The 15,806-nt window shown below is 68.7% G+C and carries 15 protein-coding genes; 10 read left to right on the top strand and 5 right to left on the bottom strand.

Features of this window, described 5'->3' with window-relative positions:
- The first annotated feature begins 93 nt into the window (after nucleotides 1-93).
- From ACLJQF_RS33130 to ACLJQF_RS33110, 5 genes are read left to right on the top strand one after another with little or no spacing between them, the layout of a single operon-like run.
- Entirely contained in the window at nucleotides 94-1,518 is a 1,425-nt protein-coding gene (locus tag ACLJQF_RS33130; protein WP_410614277.1) for an MFS transporter, read from the top strand.
- Nucleotides 1,519-1,558: 40 nt separating this feature from the next.
- Nucleotides 1,559-2,965 (top strand): 3-isopropylmalate dehydratase large subunit, encoded by a 1,407-nt coding sequence (gene leuC / locus ACLJQF_RS33125; protein WP_410614276.1) that lies wholly within the window; start codon nucleotides 1,559-1,561, stop codon nucleotides 2,963-2,965.
- Nucleotides 2,962-3,573, top strand: a complete 612-nt coding sequence (gene leuD / locus ACLJQF_RS33120; RefSeq protein ID WP_410614275.1) for a 3-isopropylmalate dehydratase small subunit — start codon at nucleotides 2,962-2,964, stop codon at nucleotides 3,571-3,573. Before leuC ends, leuD begins: the two co-directional genes overlap by 4 nt.
- Nucleotides 3,570-4,346 carry an RraA family protein gene (locus ACLJQF_RS33115; protein WP_410614274.1) on the top strand — a complete coding sequence of 259 codons (777 nt, stop codon included), beginning with the start codon at nucleotides 3,570-3,572 and terminating at the stop codon, nucleotides 4,344-4,346. The genes leuD and ACLJQF_RS33115 overlap by 4 nt, the downstream gene beginning before the upstream one ends.
- Before the next feature lie 31 nt (nucleotides 4,347-4,377).
- Nucleotides 4,378-7,875, top strand: coding sequence for an indolepyruvate ferredoxin oxidoreductase family protein (locus ACLJQF_RS33110; protein WP_410614273.1), 3,498 nt, complete (start codon nucleotides 4,378-4,380; stop codon nucleotides 7,873-7,875).
- A 404-nt stretch (nucleotides 7,876-8,279) separates the two neighbouring features.
- Here ACLJQF_RS33110 and ACLJQF_RS33105 read toward each other — a convergent pair whose 3' ends face one another.
- On the bottom strand, nucleotides 8,280-8,732 hold the full coding sequence (locus ACLJQF_RS33105; RefSeq protein ID WP_410614272.1) for a YybH family protein: 453 nt from the start codon (nucleotides 8,730-8,732) through the stop codon (nucleotides 8,280-8,282).
- 109 nt (nucleotides 8,733-8,841) lie between these two features.
- On the opposite strand from ACLJQF_RS33105, the gene ACLJQF_RS33100 reads away from it, so the two are divergent.
- The gene (locus ACLJQF_RS33100) at nucleotides 8,842-9,492 is read left to right on the top strand and encodes a TetR/AcrR family transcriptional regulator (RefSeq protein ID WP_410614362.1); all 651 of its coding nucleotides are present in this window, start codon (nucleotides 8,842-8,844) and stop codon (nucleotides 9,490-9,492) included.
- Nucleotides 9,493-9,666: 174 nt separating this feature from the next.
- Here the strand turns inward: ACLJQF_RS33100 and ACLJQF_RS33095 are convergent, their stop codons facing one another.
- A complete protein-coding gene (locus ACLJQF_RS33095; RefSeq protein WP_410614271.1) occupies nucleotides 9,667-10,614 on the bottom strand; it encodes an NAD-dependent epimerase/dehydratase family protein in 948 nt (315 codons plus the stop codon).
- Nucleotides 10,615-10,648: 34 nt separating this feature from the next.
- The gene (locus ACLJQF_RS33090; protein ID WP_410614270.1) at nucleotides 10,649-10,891 is read right to left on the bottom strand and encodes a hypothetical protein; all 243 of its coding nucleotides are present in this window, start codon (nucleotides 10,889-10,891) and stop codon (nucleotides 10,649-10,651) included.
- Nucleotides 10,892-11,170: 279 nt separating this feature from the next.
- On the opposite strand from ACLJQF_RS33090, the gene ACLJQF_RS33085 reads away from it, so the two are divergent.
- Together ACLJQF_RS33085 and ACLJQF_RS33080 are read left to right on the top strand one after the other, a co-directional pair.
- On the top strand, nucleotides 11,171-11,773 hold the full coding sequence (locus tag ACLJQF_RS33085) for a TetR/AcrR family transcriptional regulator (protein ID WP_410614269.1): 603 nt from the start codon (nucleotides 11,171-11,173) through the stop codon (nucleotides 11,771-11,773).
- A 343-nt stretch (nucleotides 11,774-12,116) separates the two neighbouring features.
- The gene (locus tag ACLJQF_RS33080) at nucleotides 12,117-12,392 is read left to right on the top strand and encodes a hypothetical protein (RefSeq protein WP_410614268.1); all 276 of its coding nucleotides are present in this window, start codon (nucleotides 12,117-12,119) and stop codon (nucleotides 12,390-12,392) included.
- On the opposite strand, the gene ACLJQF_RS33075 is transcribed toward ACLJQF_RS33080, so the two are convergent.
- Nucleotides 12,385-13,380 (bottom strand): NADP-dependent oxidoreductase, encoded by a 996-nt coding sequence (locus ACLJQF_RS33075; RefSeq protein WP_410614267.1) that lies wholly within the window; start codon nucleotides 13,378-13,380, stop codon nucleotides 12,385-12,387. The genes ACLJQF_RS33080 and ACLJQF_RS33075 overlap by 8 nt on opposite strands.
- 148 nt (nucleotides 13,381-13,528) lie before the next feature.
- Between ACLJQF_RS33075 and ACLJQF_RS33070 the strand changes: the two genes are divergently transcribed.
- On the top strand, nucleotides 13,529-14,113 hold the full coding sequence (locus ACLJQF_RS33070) for a TetR/AcrR family transcriptional regulator (protein WP_410614266.1): 585 nt from the start codon (nucleotides 13,529-13,531) through the stop codon (nucleotides 14,111-14,113).
- Between the two features lie 53 nt (nucleotides 14,114-14,166).
- On the top strand, nucleotides 14,167-15,051 hold the full coding sequence (locus ACLJQF_RS33065) for a short-chain dehydrogenase/reductase (protein ID WP_410614265.1): 885 nt from the start codon (nucleotides 14,167-14,169) through the stop codon (nucleotides 15,049-15,051).
- Between the two features lie 4 nt (nucleotides 15,052-15,055).
- On the opposite strand, the gene ACLJQF_RS33060 is transcribed toward ACLJQF_RS33065, so the two are convergent.
- Entirely contained in the window at nucleotides 15,056-15,739 is a 684-nt protein-coding gene (locus tag ACLJQF_RS33060) for a TetR/AcrR family transcriptional regulator (protein ID WP_410614264.1), read from the bottom strand.
- Nucleotides 15,740-15,806: the final 67 nt, after the last annotated feature.

Here is a 15,806-nt window from a genome sequence, read left to right as displayed (position 1 = left end):
GGCGTTTCGCCGGATAGGCTAGGTGGCAGCTGCCCGATTCCGGCGAGCGAAGTGGATCAATGTGGATCAACTTGCCGAGGAGACGACCGCACGATGACAGACCTGAAACCCGACCTGTCCGGCTCCGGGCCGAGGCAGATCGCCGCGAGGCTTGATCGCCTCCCGGTCTCCCGCTGGCACTGGAAGCTCGTCACGCTGGTCGGCCTGGCGACGTTCTTCGACTCCTACGAGATCTTTATGAGCGGCATCCTCGGCAGCGTGCTGAAGAAGCCATGGCACCTGACGTCGTTCAGCACGTCCTTGCTGGTCGGGGCACCGTTTTTCGGGATGGTCTTCGGCGCCATCTTCCTGGGGATGCTCAGCGACCGCTTCGGGCGACGGCAGCTGTTCATGTACAACCTCGCGGCGTACTCGCTGCTCGGGGTCGTGGCGGCCTTCTCGGTCAACGTGGAGATGCTCATCGCCCTGCGGCTCGTCTCCGGCGTGTTCCTGGCCGCAGAGCTCATCCTGGTCGACACCTACCTGAGCGAGCTCTTGCCCAGAACCGCACGCGGCCGCCTGATCTCCGTCGCCTACGCGATCGGCTTCCTCGGCACACCGGTCGTGGCCGGCCTCGGCGGGCTGCTCATCGTCAAGACCCACTTCCTGATCGACGGCTGGCGCTGGATGCTCCTCGCCGGCGGCATCGGCGCACTCCTGGTGTTCTGGCTGCGCCGGCACCTCCCCGAGTCCCCGCGGTGGCTGGCCGAGCGCAACCGTCCCCAGGAGGCAGACGCAGTGGTCTCCGAAGTGGAACGCACCGTGGAGCGGCAACTCGGCCGCAGCCTGCCCGAAGTCCAGCCTGCCGTCCTCGCGCCGGTGAAGAAGATCCGGTTCCGGGCGATGTTCCGCCCGCCCTACCTCAAACGCACCGTCATGATGTGGATCTTCCAGATCACCCAGACCGTCGGCCAGTACGGCTTCGCGTCGCTGGCGACCTTGATTCTGGTGAGCAAGGGCTACACCATCCAATCCTCGCTGCTCTACACGGCCGTGTCGTTCATCGGCGCTCCCGTCGGCGCGCTCCTGGCGGTCCCATTGGTCGAGCGGGTGGAACGCAAGCACCTGATCATCGGCGGCCTCGTGCTCATCGCCGTCGCCGGCATCGTCTTCGGCAACGGGACCAGCGCCGCGGTCATCGTGATCGCCGGTGCGGTGATCACAGTGTGCAATTCCGTCGTCTCCAGCGCTTGGCACATCTATCAGGCCGAGCTGTTCCCCACTCAGGTGCGCAGCACGGCCAGTGGGGTGGCGTACTCGCTTTCGCGGCTCACCGCAGGCCTGCTTCCCTTCGGCGCCTTGGCCATCCTCGACGACTTCGGACCCACCCTGGTCTTCGTCGTCGCCGCCGTGATCACCACCGTCACCTGCCTCGACCTGGCGATTCTGGGCCCACGAACCAACGGCCGCAACCTGGAGGCCGTAGCGGGCACCGGCGACCGTGCCACCGCCGAACCGGTACCGCAGCGCAGCGCCTGACGCGCCTCGGACATCAAGGCTCACGGGAAAGGAACCGCAGATGGCCAGCACGGCGGCCGACAAGATCTGGGAAGCGCACATCGTCCGCGCGGACGACGGCGGGCAGGACCTCGTCTACCTCGACCTCCACCTCCTGCACGAGGCCAACACCGCGCAGGCGTTCGCCGGCCTGCGGGAGAAGAACCGCACGGTCCGCCGTCCCGACCTCACGCTCGGCACCGAAGACCACGTCACGCCGACGATCGGCGGCCGGGACATCGCGGACGGTCTCACCCGGCGGTACGTGACCGAGATGCGGCGCAACTGCCAGGAATTCGGCATCGAACTGTTCAGCCTCGGTCACCGGTCCCGGGGCATCGCCCACGTGATCGGCCCGGAACTGGGTCTTTCCCAGCCGGGCATGACGATCGTCTGCTGCGACTCGCACACCACCACGCACGGGGCGCTGGGCGCGTTGGCCTTCGGTATCGGTACGAGCCAGGTAGAACACGTGCTGGCGACCCAGACGCTGCCGATGCGGCGGATGAAGAACATGCGGGTCACCGTCGACGGCACGCTGCCGCCCGGCGTCACGGCCAAGGACCTCGCACTGGCCATGATCCGCGAGATCGGCACGGCCGGTGGACAGGGGCACGTCATCGAATACCAGGGACCGGCGATCCGTGCCCTGTCGATGGAAGGCCGGATGACGTTGTGCAACATGAGCATCGAGGCCGGAGCGCGCGCGGGCCTCGTCGCCGCAGACGAAGTGACCTTCGAGTACCTGCGGGGCCGGCCGCACGTACCCCAGGGCTCCGCGTTCGACCAGGAGGTCGAGTACTGGAAGACGTTCGCCAGCGACGAAGACGCGGTTTTCGACAAGGAAGTCCGGCTCGACGCCTCCCTGCTCGCGCCCCACGTGACCTGGGGCACGAACCCCTCCCAGACCGTGCGGTTGAACGAAGTCGTGCCCGCGCCGGCGGAGATCGCCGATCCCGTCGAGCGGCTCGCCGCGGAGCAGGCGCTCACCTACATGGACCTGACGCCCGGGACACCGATGAAAACGGTGCCGATCGACGCGGTGTTCATCGGATCGTGCACGAACGGCCGCATCGAAGACCTCAGAGAGGTCGCCAAGGTCTGGCGAGGACGGCGGATCTCCCCGGACATGCAGGTCTACCTGGTCCCGGGATCGGAGACGGTGCGCCGGCAGGCCGTCGCCGAGGGCCTGGACCGCGTGTTCGAGGCGGCGGGTGTCCCGCTGCGGAATTCAGGCTGTTCGATGTGCGTGTCGATCAACGGCGAACGACTCACGGCCGGAACCCGGACCGCATCGACGAACAACCGCAACTTCGAGGGACGGCAAGGGCCCGGCGTGCGCACGCACGTCGTCTCCCCGTCCGTGGCCGCGGCCAGCGCGGTACTCGGCCACCTCGCCGAACCGAGCGACCTGGAGGGCCGGGCATGAAGCCGCTGCGCACCCACACCGGCACGGCCGTGCCACTCCGGAAGTCCAACGTGGACACCGACCAGATCTACCCGGCGCAGGCCCTTCTCACCGGAAGCATGACCAAGACCGGTCACGCCGCGGCACTCATGGGCGAGTGGCGCAAGGACCCGGACTTCGTGCTCAACAAGCCCGAGTACGCAGGTGGTTCGATCCTCGTCGCCGGTCCCGACTTCGGCACCGGATCGTCTCGTGAGTGGGCCGTCTGGGCCTTGACGGACTACGGCTTCCGGGTGATCTTCTCAGCACGCTTCGGCGACATCTTCCGCGCGAACGCCGCGAACAACGGGCTCGTCGCCGCCACGCTGCCCGGCCGGGCGATCGAAGCGCTGTGGGAGCAGATCGAAGCCGAGCCACGGACGCCGCTGACCGTGGACCTCGAGCGCCGGGTCGTCTCCGTCGCCGACCACGAGTTCACGTTCGAGTACCCGGACGATTTCCGGTGGCGCGTCCTGAACGGCATCGACGAGATCGAGCTGACCATGCGGTACGACGACGACATCACCAGGTACGAAACCCGCCGCCGCGCGTCGATGCCGAAAGTCACCCGTCCCGAGGTCGTAGCGTGACGGGCGACATTCCCGACGCGGTCCGGCACAGGCTGACCGGGCGAGTGCCCCTCTCCCGGATCAAGACGGTGGACGTACCGCGGCACGACGCCGCCGTGGCGGTGAAGCTGCTCGATCTCCCGGACCTGGCCTCGGCCGTGGCCGACGCGCTCGACGAGCTCGGGGTCGGTGCCGTACTCACCACCGACGCGTTGGCACCGTTGGCGCCGGACATGCGGGTCTGCGGCCCCGCAGTCACCTTGCGCTACGTCCGAGTAAACGCCGATCCCGCGGTCGTCCGGTCCGCCGGAACCCGGCTGGTCGTCGCCGACCGTGACCTGTACGGCGTGGCGTGTCCCGGCGATGTGGCCGTCTTCGACTGCGGCGGCAACCGCGACTGGGCCGTCGCAGGCGGGCTCTCGGCCGAATGGGCGCGCAAGGCCGGGGTCGCCGGCTGCCTCGTCGACGGCGCCGTCCGCGACACCGCCACGATCGTCGGCTCCGGCCTCCCGGTGTGGAGCGCGAACCGATCCCCGCGCGCAGCGCGCTACCGGGTGGACGCCGTCGCGATCAACGACGTGGTGACCATCGCCGGCACTGCCGTCCGTCCCGGCGACTACATCGTCGCCGACGCCGACGGCGTCTGTGTGGTGCCCTTCGAGCACCTTCCGGCCGTCGCCGACGCCTGCATCGCCGCCCAAGCCGCGGAAGACGCCCTGCTCGGCACCATCCGGACCAGCGCCAACCTGACGGAACTCGTCCTCCGCACCAGCGGCCGGCCCGCCCCCGAATGACTTCCATCCGGCCTCGAAAGGTATCCCCCGCATGAACTTCTCCCTGGACGACCGGTACCGGCTCGACGAAGGCACCATCTACCTGTCGGGCATACAGGCGCTGGTCCGGACAGTCCGTGACCGGGCGCGGCTCGACCGGCTCCGCGGGCAGTCCTCCGCGTCCTTCATCTCCGGGTACGAGGGCTCGCCGCTGGCGGGCTACGACCTCGAGCTCGCCCGGCGCAGGAAGATGCTGGACGAGCTCGACGTCGTGCACCGCCCCGGCGTCAACGAGGAACTCGCCGCGACGTCGGTCATGGGCTCGCAACTGACCTCGCGCGTCGGCACCCCGAAGTACGACGGAGTGACCGGATACTGGTACGGCAAATCGCCCGGCCTCGACCGTGCCTCGGACGCGATCCGGCACGCCAATCTGGTCGGCACCGATCCCCGCGGCGGGGCCGTGGCCCTCGTCGGTGACGATCCCGCGGGCAAATCCTCGTCGCTGGCTTGCTCTTCCGAGGTGGCGCTGGCCGACCTCTCGATCCCCACCCTGTTCCCCGCCGATTCCCAGGACGTGCTCGACTTCGGCCTCCACGCGCCCTACCTGTCCCGGTTCACCGGCCTGTGGTCCGGGCTCAAGATCGTCACCGCGGTGGCCGACGCCGCCTGCACCGCGACCGTCCACCCCGACCGTGTCCTGCCGACCTACGGCGATCTGCCCGAGAGCACCTTCACCCCTGACGCCAGGTTGGCCGGCCCCGCTCTGCTGCGCCTCGAGCGAAGCATGATCTCCGAACGTCTGCCGCGGGCCTTTTCCTACGCCCGGCTCAACAAGCTCGACCGCATCGTCACCCGCTCGTCCGGGGACCGCATCGGCATCGTGGCCGCCGGCAAGACCTACCTCGACCTTCGCGAGGCGCTGGACGCGCTGGGGCTCGACGACGAAAAGCTGCGTCGCTACGGCATCCGGGTCGCGAAGATCGGCATGATCTGGCCGCTCGACCCCCAGGTGATCACCGAGTTCGCCGCGGGACTCGACGAAGTCATCGTCGTCGAGGAAAAGCGGCCCTTCCTCGAAAGCGCGGTCAAGGAAATCCTGTACGGCGTCTCACGGGCACCGATGGTGCTCGGCAAGACGGACCCGGACGGCCGCGAACTGGTCAGCCCGGTCGGGGAACTCGACGCCGACCAGGTGGCCGCCGCGCTGAGCCGCCGTCTGGGCGACGTGCACGGGATCGAGTCGGCGCGGGCCTGGAAACGCCGTCCGGTCACGAACCGGACGGCACTTCCCCTGCTGACCCGCGCGCCGTACTTCTGTTCCGGCTGCCCGCACAACTCCTCGACCAAGGTGCCCGAGGACACGCTCGTGGGCGCGGGCATCGGCTGTCACGCCATGGTCCTGATGATGGACGGCAAGCAGGCCGGCGAGGTCATCGGCCTCACCCAGATGGGCGGGGAAGGTGCCCAGTGGCTCGGCATGGCGCCCTTCCTGGCCGAGAACCACTTCATCCAGAACCTCGGTGACGGCACGTTCACCCACTCCGGAAGCCTCGCGATCCGCGCCGCGGTCGCCTCGGGCGAGAACATCACCTTCAAGCTGCTCTACAACGCCACGGTCGCGATGACCGGTGGCCAGGACCCCGCCGGCGGCCTGCCCCTGGACCAGGTGGCGAAGCTGCTTCTCGCCGAAGGCGTGTCCAAAGTGGTCATCACGACCGAGGACCGGAACCGCGTGCCGGGCCGGCTGCTGCCCGCGGGAGTGGACGTCCACGAACGTGGTGACATCCTCGCCCTTCAGGAGGAGCTCGCCCAGGTCCCCGGGGTGACGGTGCTGGTGCACGACCAGGAGTGCGCCGCCGAAAAGCGCCGCAAGCGCAAGCGCGGCCTCACCCCGACACCGACGACACGGATCGTGATCAACGAGCGCATCTGCGAAGGGTGCGGTGACTGCGGCGAAAAGTCCAACTGCATGTCGGTGCACCCCGTCGAGACCGAATTCGGCCGCAAGACCCGCATCCACCAGTCCTCGTGCAACCTGGACTACTCCTGCCTCGAAGGCGACTGCCCCTCGTTCGTGGCGGTGACGCCCGGCACCGCCACGGCCAAGCGGACGGCGGTCGCGGACCTGGAGCCGGACGCGATCCCCACGGCCACCATCCAGGTGGACCCGGACGACTTCGCGATGCGCATCACCGGGATCGGCGGGACCGGCGTGGTGACCGTCGCCCAGATCATCGCGACCGCCGCGGCCATCGACGGCCGCGCGGTCCGCAGCCTCGACCAGACCGGCTTGGCCCAGAAGGGCGGCGCCGTGGTGTCCGACCTCAAGTTCACCGCCACGCCGTCGGAGTCCTCTCCCAAGCTCCGCGCCGGATCGTGCGACCTGTACCTGATCTGCGACTCGCTGGTCGGGACCGATCCGATCAACCTCAAGGCGGCATCGGCGGACAAGACCCTCGCCGTGCTGTCCACCACCCAGGTCCCCACCGGAAAGATGATCGTCGACACCGGGATCCGCTTCGCCGAACCGGGCGCGATCCGCAGCGCCCTCGACAGCGCGGTGGCGCGCACCGTGTCCCTCGACGCGGGCCGCCTGGCACAAGAGCTCTTCGGGAGCGAGCAGTACGCCAACATGATCCTGGTCGGCTCGGCGTTCCAGCTCGGCCGGATTCCCATCACCGCGGAAGCCCTCGAGAACGCCATCACGCTCAACGGTGCCGCCGCGGTCACCAATCTGCAGGCCTTCCGCCGGGGACGCCAGGCAATATCGGACCCGGACGCGTTGCGCGCGGTGCTCACCCCGGGGACCGAACCACCACTCGCCGCCCCGGCTCCTTCCGGCGAGGTGGCCAGGCTGGCGTCGGTGGTGGCGGCGAGCAGCGGCTCACGGCTCGCCGATCTCGTCACGCGTCGCACCGCCGAGCTCATCGCCTACCAGGACACGGCCTACGCGCGGGACTACGTCACCTTCGTCGAGAAGGTGCGCGCCAGCGAGGAAACCGCGATCCCAGGGTCCGCCGAACTGGTCGAAGCCGTGGCGACCCACCTGTTCAAATTGATGGCCTACAAAGACGAATACGAAGTCGCCCGACTCATCCTCGACGAAGCCTTCGACGCGTCGATCCGGCGCGAGTTCGGCCCGGACGCGACCTACCGGGTCAAACTGCACCCGCCGCTGCTGCGCGCAATGGGACTGAAGCGGAAGATTTCGTTCACGGCGAAGTCACGCCCGGTGTTCCGCCTGCTCTACGCCTTGCGCCGCCGCCGAGGAACTCGTCTGGACGTGTTCGGCTACCACTCGGTGCGCCGGATGGAGCGTGACCTCATCAGGCAGTACCGCGAAGCGGTCGAGGAACTGCTCCCCCGGCTCAGCCCCCGCACCGCGGCGACCGCGACCAAGATCGCCGCACTCCCCGACCTCGTCCGGGGCTACGAGCAGATCAAGGTGGGCAATGTGCATCGCTACCGTGAGGAGCTCGGACGGCTTCGCGAGGAGTTCTTCGAAGGCCACCGGCTCGGCGAGACGGGCGAGCGGGCGCTGAGCTGAGGACAGCCGAACGAGCGTCACCAAGGTCGGCTCGTCTCCCGACGCGCCGGCTCTCCGAGGGGGCACAGCGCCCGCCGCAACCCCACGCTGCTCACCCGCGCGTGGCGGCACGGGCGAGCAGCCGTCAAACAGCATGTGACCTGAGCACGCGACGCCGACCCTCAAGCCCGGTCCCCTGGCCGGCGGTACCGAGCAATGTCCCTGCCTGGTGCTAGGTGATGCAGGGCCAGCGCCTGTCGCTGGTATGCCGAACTCCCTGGAGGCCCGCGCCCTGGACTCCCGGTGGTGCGGAAGATCCACCGTGCCGTGGTGCGAGGCCGGCAGACGACCGGGATTCCAGAGCCACGCGACGGCGTCCCGGCCCGGTGCGTCGGTTTTCGCCTCCTCGCTGCCGGTGCGGGTGGTCAGCTCGCGCGTTCCCAGAGCGGCAGGCGAAAGGTCGCGTAGGTGAACTTGCCGGTGATCTTCCCGGCGGAGTCGAAGTGGAAGACGTCCAAGCCGTGCCACTGCATGCGGCCGCGGTAGCGGAGCCGGGCGAACCACCGCAGCGGCGGGATCGCGCGTTTGCCGTGCGCGCCGGTCAGGTCCAACCGGCACGCCCACCGGATCGTCGCCCGGGCGCGGGACTCGTCGATCACCCGGTCGTGGACGTCGAAGGTCATCGCGCCGTAGCGGCCGGCGAACTGCGGCGCGAACGCCGCCCGGATCGCGGGGAGGCCGCGCAGCTCGGGGCCGCGGCCGGGCAGGTAGCGGGCGTCCTCGGCGAAGAAGGACATGACCCGGTCGAGGTCGGGGTCGTTGAAGGAGGCCACGAAGGCGTCGATGGTCTGGCCGAGATCGGTGCTGCCGACGGTCATGTGCTTGCCGTTTCGGGATGGGGGACGGTTCGGCCGAGATTATAAGAACGGCGTAACTTTAACAAGAGAACGCCGTTCCGCTAGGCGTGGGGTTAGGGTGGTGACCGCCATGGAAGCGTCGTTCCAACGGGCCAGGCGCCCGGAGCAGAAGAACCAGCGGCGGGAGACGATCCTCGCCGCCGCCGGCGACCTCGCCCGGGCGTCGGGCGTGGCCTGGGTCAGCCTCGGCGACATCGCCGCGGCGGTCGGGCTGGCCAAGTCCAACGTCCTGCGCTACTTCGGCACGCGCGAGGAGATCTACCTGCAGCTGACCATGCGGGAGGGCGCGGACTGGGCAGCCGCCGCCGGTGCCGCGCTGCACGGGGCGAGCGGGTTTTCCGCGGCGGCGGCGGCTCTGGCCGACGCTTACGCCGACCGGCCGTTGTACTGCGACCTCACCACGCATGCCGAGACGATGCTGGAGCACAACGTGTCGGTCGCGGTCTTGGAGGTCTACAAGCGGTGGGCCATCGACACCTACTTCACCCTAGGTCGGCAGCTCACCACCGCCTGCCCCGAGCTGACCGGCACGGACGGGGCTTCCTTGGTCATGGCGGCCAGCGCGTTCGTCGCGAAACTGTTCCCGTTGACCCGTCCCTCGGCCGCACTGCGGGAGCTGTATGACCGCAAGCCGGAGATCGCCCGGGTGTTCCCGCCGTTCCGGCCGACGCTGCAGCACATGATCGCCGCGACCGCGGCCGGGCTGCCTGCCACCCACTGACGCGGCGGGTCTTCGCCCGCATCGCCGTTCCGCGCGCTGGAAACGGACGGCGCCGAATCCGGGGAGTCGGCGCCGGAGACCGCTCGTCGTCGGCACGGCCGAGCACGGTGCTGAGCGCGCGATCAGCGGCTCCTCAAGACTGGGCGGCAGGGCTGGGTCCGGCCGGCAAGCTGGTCACCTGTTCGGCCGCGGTCCCTTGTCGGTGTGTTCCCCCCTGATCGCGCCGACCTGGTCGCGGACGGCGGTGTCGAGGTCGGTGGCGGTCAGGCCGAAGGTGTCCGCCGTCTCCGTCGCATCCATGTGGAATGGCGCATACCACTGGTAGTCCATCTCGGCCATCTCGCGGGCGATCGGCACGACCAGCCCGGCCGCGCGCATCGCGAAGCGCGGCATCTGGATCAGTTTGACCGGTGGCCGACCCGCGGCGACGGCGTAGCGCCGCGCCAGCTCGCGGATGGTGACGGCCGGTGGGGAGGGCACGTGCCAGGCCCGCCCCCAGGCGCGTTCGTCCTGGGCCAGCGTGATCAAGGCCCGGGCCATGTCGCCGTTGAAGGTGAAGGTGTGCGGCATGTCCAGGTGGCCGGTGATCCAAGCGGCGCGGCCCTTCTCCAAGGCCGGCTCGATGAGCAGGGAGTAGATGCCGTTGGCGTCCTTGCCGATGTAGTCGGAGCCGCGGACCTCGACGGTGCGGATGCCCGTGGCGAGGGCCTGTTCCCACATCCGTTTGCGCAGGCGGCCCTTGCGCCCGGTGGCGGCCATCGGGGTGTGCTCGCGCATCCGGCCGCCGGGCTGCGGTCCGTAGGCGTAGAGGCTGCCGGTGAGCGCCAAGACCGCGTCGTTGGCTCTTGCGGCGGCGATCACTGCGGTCTGCAGGGGCGGCAACAAGCGCTCCCACATCGTGTACGAGGGCGGGTTCGCGCAGTGGTAGATCACCTTCGCGCCGTGGGACAGCTGGGTCATGCGTGAGGGGTCGGAGGCGTCCGCGGCGACCCGCTCGATCAGCGGGTGCTCGGGGCCGGAGCCGCTGCGTGTGACGATCCGGACGCTGTCGCCGCGCTCGACCAGCAGGCGGGCGACATTCGTGCCGATGGAGCCGGCGCCGATGATGACATGTTCGGCCATGAAGGGGTTCTCCTTGAGAGTCCTGGGATCCCGGTCAGTCGTCGACACGGGAGCCGACGTAGGCCGGCACCTCGGCCGGCATTCCGGCGACCTCGGGGTCGAGCTCGTTGCGGCGCCGGTGCAGTTGCTGGATTTTCGCGTTCAGCTCGGGATCGTCGTCGCTGACGTCGAAGATCCCGAGGCGCTCGACCAGGGTCAGCCCGAGGTGGTCGGTCTGGTACGTGGTCGGGTGCTTCAGATATTCGAAGAGCCCATCGAGGTCCTCGACGACGAACACCGAGCTGTACTCGTAGTCGCCGCCGTGGTCGCGGCACGATGAAGGATTTGATCGCGGGGTTCGACCGGCCCTGGGGTGCGCCAGCTCTCCAGCGCCGCCTCGATCTGCTCGGGCGTCACGGTGGCCTTCATCGTGGCCCGGTTGATGAGGTAATCATGCCGCACTCCTCACTTCTAACATCGTTAGATTTCCTAACAACGTTAACTTAGCTACGCCGAGACATCGCCGTCAAGAGTGGCGGCTAGTGTCCGAGACATCACCGAAGCGAAGTGACGGAACATGCCAACCAGCACCAGACGCGCCCGGGAACGGGCGAGCACCCGCGACCGGATCATCGAGGCCGCACTGCACGTCCTCGAGACAGAGGGCGTCGCGGCGCTGACGATCCGGCGCATCGCGACCGACATCGAATACTCCGCACCCGTCGTCTACCAGCACTTCGCCAACAAGGACGCGCTCGTACTGGAATTGGTCGCGCACGGCCACCGCTTGATGCTGGCCGAGTTCCGGCAGGCCGCCGAGGAGCCCGCCATCGACCGGCGCATGATGCGCATCGCGTCCGAGTACGTCCGGTTCGCCGGCGAGCACCCACACCTCTACGAGGTGATGAACGGTGCCGTAGTCGACGCGGACGAGCGCCGGCACGCTGCGGAACCGGCCATCGCCGTCCTGAAGGAACTGCTCGCCGCCTGGTCGGACGCACATGACGTCGTCCTGGCCGACCCCGATGAGGCCTGCGAGATCATCTGGGGCACGCTCTACGGCATAGCCTCGCTCGGCTATCTCGGCACCATCGGCAATGAGCGCGCCCGGCGACTCGCCGAGCAGGCGCTCCGCGCGGTCCTTCTCGGCTGGCGAACCGAAGCACCGGGAAACGGGTAGTCCGGCACCGCCGTCGGCGCCAACGGCTGCAGCCGGAGCCGGGCGGCATCCCGTTCCATCGACAGGATCGAAGGGCCTGCGGTTCGCGTTCCACGGCCGGACCTCGACCGTCCGTCACCAAGATCGCGTGTCATCACAGGGCCGGCAGCGACATGGCCGAACAACTCGTCGCCGGACACTGCCCACCACGGCATTCGACGCCGGCGCCCGCCGTCCGACTGCCGCGGCAACGGCAGCGAGCAAGACGACGAGGCCGAGTCCGAGCGCAGCGAACAGCCGCTCGCTTCCGGCAAGCTCGTGCAGGTACTTCGGGGGGCGCGGCGAAGTGCGGTCATCGGGTGCCGTGGCAAAGCTGCAGGTGGTCGCCACGTTTTCGCAGCGGGCCGAGCTGCTGGAGCTGTTCGCGGTGCAGACCGACGACGCCCCCTGCGTCGACGGCGTGCGCAGCGGAGCGCCGGTGTCCTGCACCGATTTGGTGGCCGAAGCGCACCGATGGACCAGGTTCGCCGCGGCCGCCGCTCCTGTGGGTCGCCATCGTCGCGAACGCCTTCAACCGCCTGGCGACCACCACTCGGCTGCCCTGATGCTGCACCACTTCCGACAGCGCCGTGTCATTTGACCTTGACGACAACCTTGCCCTTCGCGCGTCCTTTGTCGACGTACGCCATCGCCTCGGCGGTCGATTCGAGGGGAAAGACCCGGTCCATGACCGGCTCGATGACCCCGGAATCGACGAGGGCGGTGATCTGGCGCAGTTGGTCCCCGCTTGCCCGCATGAAGAGGAACTTGTAGCCGACCTGACGACGCTTGGCCGCCCTCCGGGTCCGATAGCTCAACAGCCCCATGATCGGTCGCAGGATCCATGGCTTGCCGAGCTCCCGCGCGAAGCCGGGATCCGGCGGGCCGGAGATCGAGATGAGCTTTCCGCCCGGCTTCAGTACCCGCAGGGACTTCTTGAGGGTCTCGTTGTCCAGGCTGTGCAGCACCACGTCGTAGTCGTGCAGGACGGCTTCGAAGTCGTCGTTGCGGTAGTCGATCACGACGTCCGCGCCGAGGCGCTTGACCAGATCGGCGTTGGCCGCGCTGGTCGTCGTGGCGACGGTCGCACCGAGATGCTTGGCCAGCTGGATCGCCAACGTGCCCACGCCGCCGGAGCCTGCCTGGATGAAGACCTTCTGGCCGGCTCGTAGGCCGGCGATTTCGACCAGGGCCTGCCAGGCGGTCAGTCCGACCAGCGGGATGGCTGCCGCTTCCTCCATCGTGAGCTGTTCGGGCTTCGGGGCCAGGTCGTCTTCGGCGACGGCGATGTATTCGGCGAAGGCGCCGATCCGGTCCTTCCCGGGTCGCGCGTAGACCTCGTCGCCGGGCTTGAACTTCCGCACGCCCGGCCCGACGCCGGCCACGACGCCGGCAACGTCGTTACCCAGGATGAGCGGCAGGCGGTAAGGAAGGATGAGTTTGAACTCGCCGTCCCTGATCTTGGAATCCAGCACGTTGACGCCGGCCGCGTGGATCTGGACCAGCACGTCGTGCTCGCCCACCTCGGGCACCGGCATGTCGCCGACCCGAACGTTGGTGCCGTAGCGATCGACGATGGCTGCCTTCATGGCGTAACTCTCCTCGAAACCCTGCTTTGCATTATGGTCATAATACCATAAGCAGAGTGGACACCTTGAGGCAAGAGGTGGAACGCGTTCAGATTATGATCGTACTAACATGGGTGATGGGCAGCCCGTTGAGTGAGCGGAGAAGCGCGTGGCGCGGTATGGGAAAGAGCACAAGCAGGCGACGAGGCAGCGGATCATCGAGATGGCGGGTCGCCGGCTCAAGCGTGACGGGATCGACGGCTCCGGGGTCGCCACGCTGATGAAGGACGCGGGCCTGACCAATGGCGCCTTCTACGCTCACTTCGAATCCAAAGAGGACTTGGTCGCCACCGCGGTCTCGGAGCAGCTGCGCGGCCAGCGGGAGTGGCTCACCTCGTTCCCGCCCGGACGCGACGGCGTCGAGCTGATGGTGCGCACCTACCTTTCGCCCGAACATCGCGACAATCCCGAGGAGGGCTGCCCGTCCGCCGCGCTGCTGGATGAACTCGGCCGCTGTACGGATCCGACCAAGCAGACCTACACGGGCAGCGTGCTGGCCGTCATCGACGACATCGCCGCCCGCCTGGCGCCGGGCGATCCGCGGTCGGCGCGCACCAAGACGCTCAGCATCTACGCCCTGATGGTCGGGACCCTGCAGCTCGCCCGCGCGCTGGCCGATCGGCAACTCTCCGACGACATTCTCGAGCAAGGGATCCGCAACGCCTTGACGGTGCTGGACGCACCGGAAGGATGAGTCGCCGCGCCACGCCTGTTGCCCTCGGGCTGTAACGAAGTTACATTGCCGTCATGAAACGAGACTTGGCAGGTCGACGGCTGGTTGTGACGGGAGCGGCCCGCGGGATCGGGGAGCGGGTGGCCCGGCTCGCCGCCACCCGGGGCGCGCGCCTCGCCTTGATCGGGCTCGAACCGGAGAGGTTGCGCGCCCTCGCGGGGGAACTGGGGCCTGCCGCGATCTGGCGAGAGGCCGATGTGCGAGACGGTGCGGCCCTGAAGGCGGCGATCGACGGCTGCGCGCAGGCCATGGCCGGCATCGACCTCGTCGTCGCCAATGCCGGGGTCGCGGCCTACGGGACGGTGCGGCAGATCGACGAGACGTCGTTCGAGCGGGTCCTGGACATCAACCTGAACGGCGTCTTCCGCACCTTGAAGTACGCGACACCGCACCTCGAGCGCAGCCGGGGTCACGTGACGGTCGTGGCGTCCGCGCTGTCGTTCATGCCACTGGCCGGGATGGCCGCCTACGGCGCCGGCAAGGCCGGAGCCGAACTGCTCGCTCTGACCTACCGCCAGGAGGTCGCGCACCTGGGCGTCACGGTCGGCGTCGTCCATCCGTCGTGGATCGACACCGACATCGTTCGCGGCGCCGATGCGGACCTCCCGTCCTTCCGGCGCTTACGCAACCGGTTGCCTTATCCGGGCAATGTGACCACGAGCGTCGACCGGGTGGCCACCGCGATCGTCGACGGACTCGCGCGGCGACGCAGCCGCGTGTACGTGCCGCGGGCGGTTGTCGTCGCCAACTGGCTGAAGGCGGGCCTCAACTCGCCCGCGGCATGGCCCTGGACGAGGCGGTTCGCGGCCCACGCGGTTCCGGCCCTCGAGCGCGAAGTCGAGGCACTGGGGCGGAACGACCAGCTCGTCCCCGGCGGGGGCAACGCCGAAGCGTCCTGACCGGCTAAGGCGTGCCGTGGCCGCGCAGGGCCGCCTGATGTGAGTTCTCGGCGTCTTCCCGGCTATCGCCGAGCGCGACAGCGAAGTTCACCCCCATGGGCAGCAGCACCTGGGTGACCGGATCGGTGAACTCGGCGAAGTGTTCCGCCAGTTCGAGGGTGATGTAACCGTGGACGAAACTCCAGAGCTGGGCAGCCGCCACCTCGGGCTCCTGGGGCTCGAACCTGCCGGAGCGCACGGCTCGCGCGCACACGTCGGTCACGTGCGCGTAGGCATCGCGGAAGGCCGCCGAACGGCCACTCGGCCGAGGGGCCGGCTCGGCCGGCGGCCGGTAGGTCGCCCGGGTGGACAACCCGAACATCAGATCGTAGAGGTGAGGGTTCCCGCGGGCGGCCCGGCGGCAGGCCAACGCCATCGCGAAGAGGTCGGCGACCGGATCTTCCGTCACCGGTACCTGGGAAAACGCCCGGCCGAGCTCGGTGAAGCCGTAGTCGGCGACGGCGCGGACGAGTTCGACGATCCCGCCGAAGTGGTGGTAGACCGACGTCTGCGACAACCCCACCGCGGAGGCGACGGTCCGCGCCTTGATGGCAGCCGGTCCCTGCTCGGCCAGCAGCGCGATCGTGGCCTGGATCAGCCGCTCCGGCACGCCCTTGCCCGACGTCACGTCCTCTGCCCTGTTGCTCACGGTTCCCCTCACGCCGGCCGGCTCTTGCCAGCTCACTATAACTTGGTTACATTCTAGTGTAACTTCG

Origin of the sequence: Amycolatopsis sp. lyj-109 (assembly GCF_046548995.1) — a bacterium.
In the GTDB taxonomy this organism is placed as follows: domain Bacteria; phylum Actinomycetota; class Actinomycetes; order Mycobacteriales; family Pseudonocardiaceae; genus Amycolatopsis.
The sequence above is the reverse complement of the archived record's forward strand: the minus strand, read 5'-3'. Positions and strand labels throughout refer to the sequence as shown.

Excerpts from the sequence above, each read along its gene's own strand:
- ACLJQF_RS33130 (WP_410614277.1), top strand. The coding sequence starts at position 94 with ATGACAGACCTGAAACCCGACCTGTCCGGCTCCGGGCCGAGGCAGATC.
- leuC (WP_410614276.1), top strand. The coding sequence starts at position 1,559 with ATGGCCAGCACGGCGGCCGACAAGATCTGGGAAGCGCACATCGTCCGC.
- leuD (WP_410614275.1), top strand. The coding sequence starts at position 2,962 with ATGAAGCCGCTGCGCACCCACACCGGCACGGCCGTGCCACTCCGGAAG.
- ACLJQF_RS33110 (WP_410614273.1), top strand. The coding sequence starts at position 4,378 with ATGAACTTCTCCCTGGACGACCGGTACCGGCTCGACGAAGGCACCATC.
- ACLJQF_RS33105 (WP_410614272.1), bottom strand. The coding sequence starts at position 8,732 with ATGACCGTCGGCAGCACCGATCTCGGCCAGACCATCGACGCCTTCGTG.
- ACLJQF_RS33100 (WP_410614362.1), top strand. The coding sequence starts at position 8,842 with ATGGAAGCGTCGTTCCAACGGGCCAGGCGCCCGGAGCAGAAGAACCAG.
- ACLJQF_RS33095 (WP_410614271.1), bottom strand. The coding sequence starts at position 10,614 with ATGGCCGAACATGTCATCATCGGCGCCGGCTCCATCGGCACGAATGTC.
- ACLJQF_RS33085 (WP_410614269.1), top strand. The coding sequence starts at position 11,171 with ATGCCAACCAGCACCAGACGCGCCCGGGAACGGGCGAGCACCCGCGAC.
- ACLJQF_RS33075 (WP_410614267.1), bottom strand. The coding sequence starts at position 13,380 with ATGAAGGCAGCCATCGTCGATCGCTACGGCACCAACGTTCGGGTCGGC.
- ACLJQF_RS33065 (WP_410614265.1), top strand. The coding sequence starts at position 14,167 with ATGAAACGAGACTTGGCAGGTCGACGGCTGGTTGTGACGGGAGCGGCC.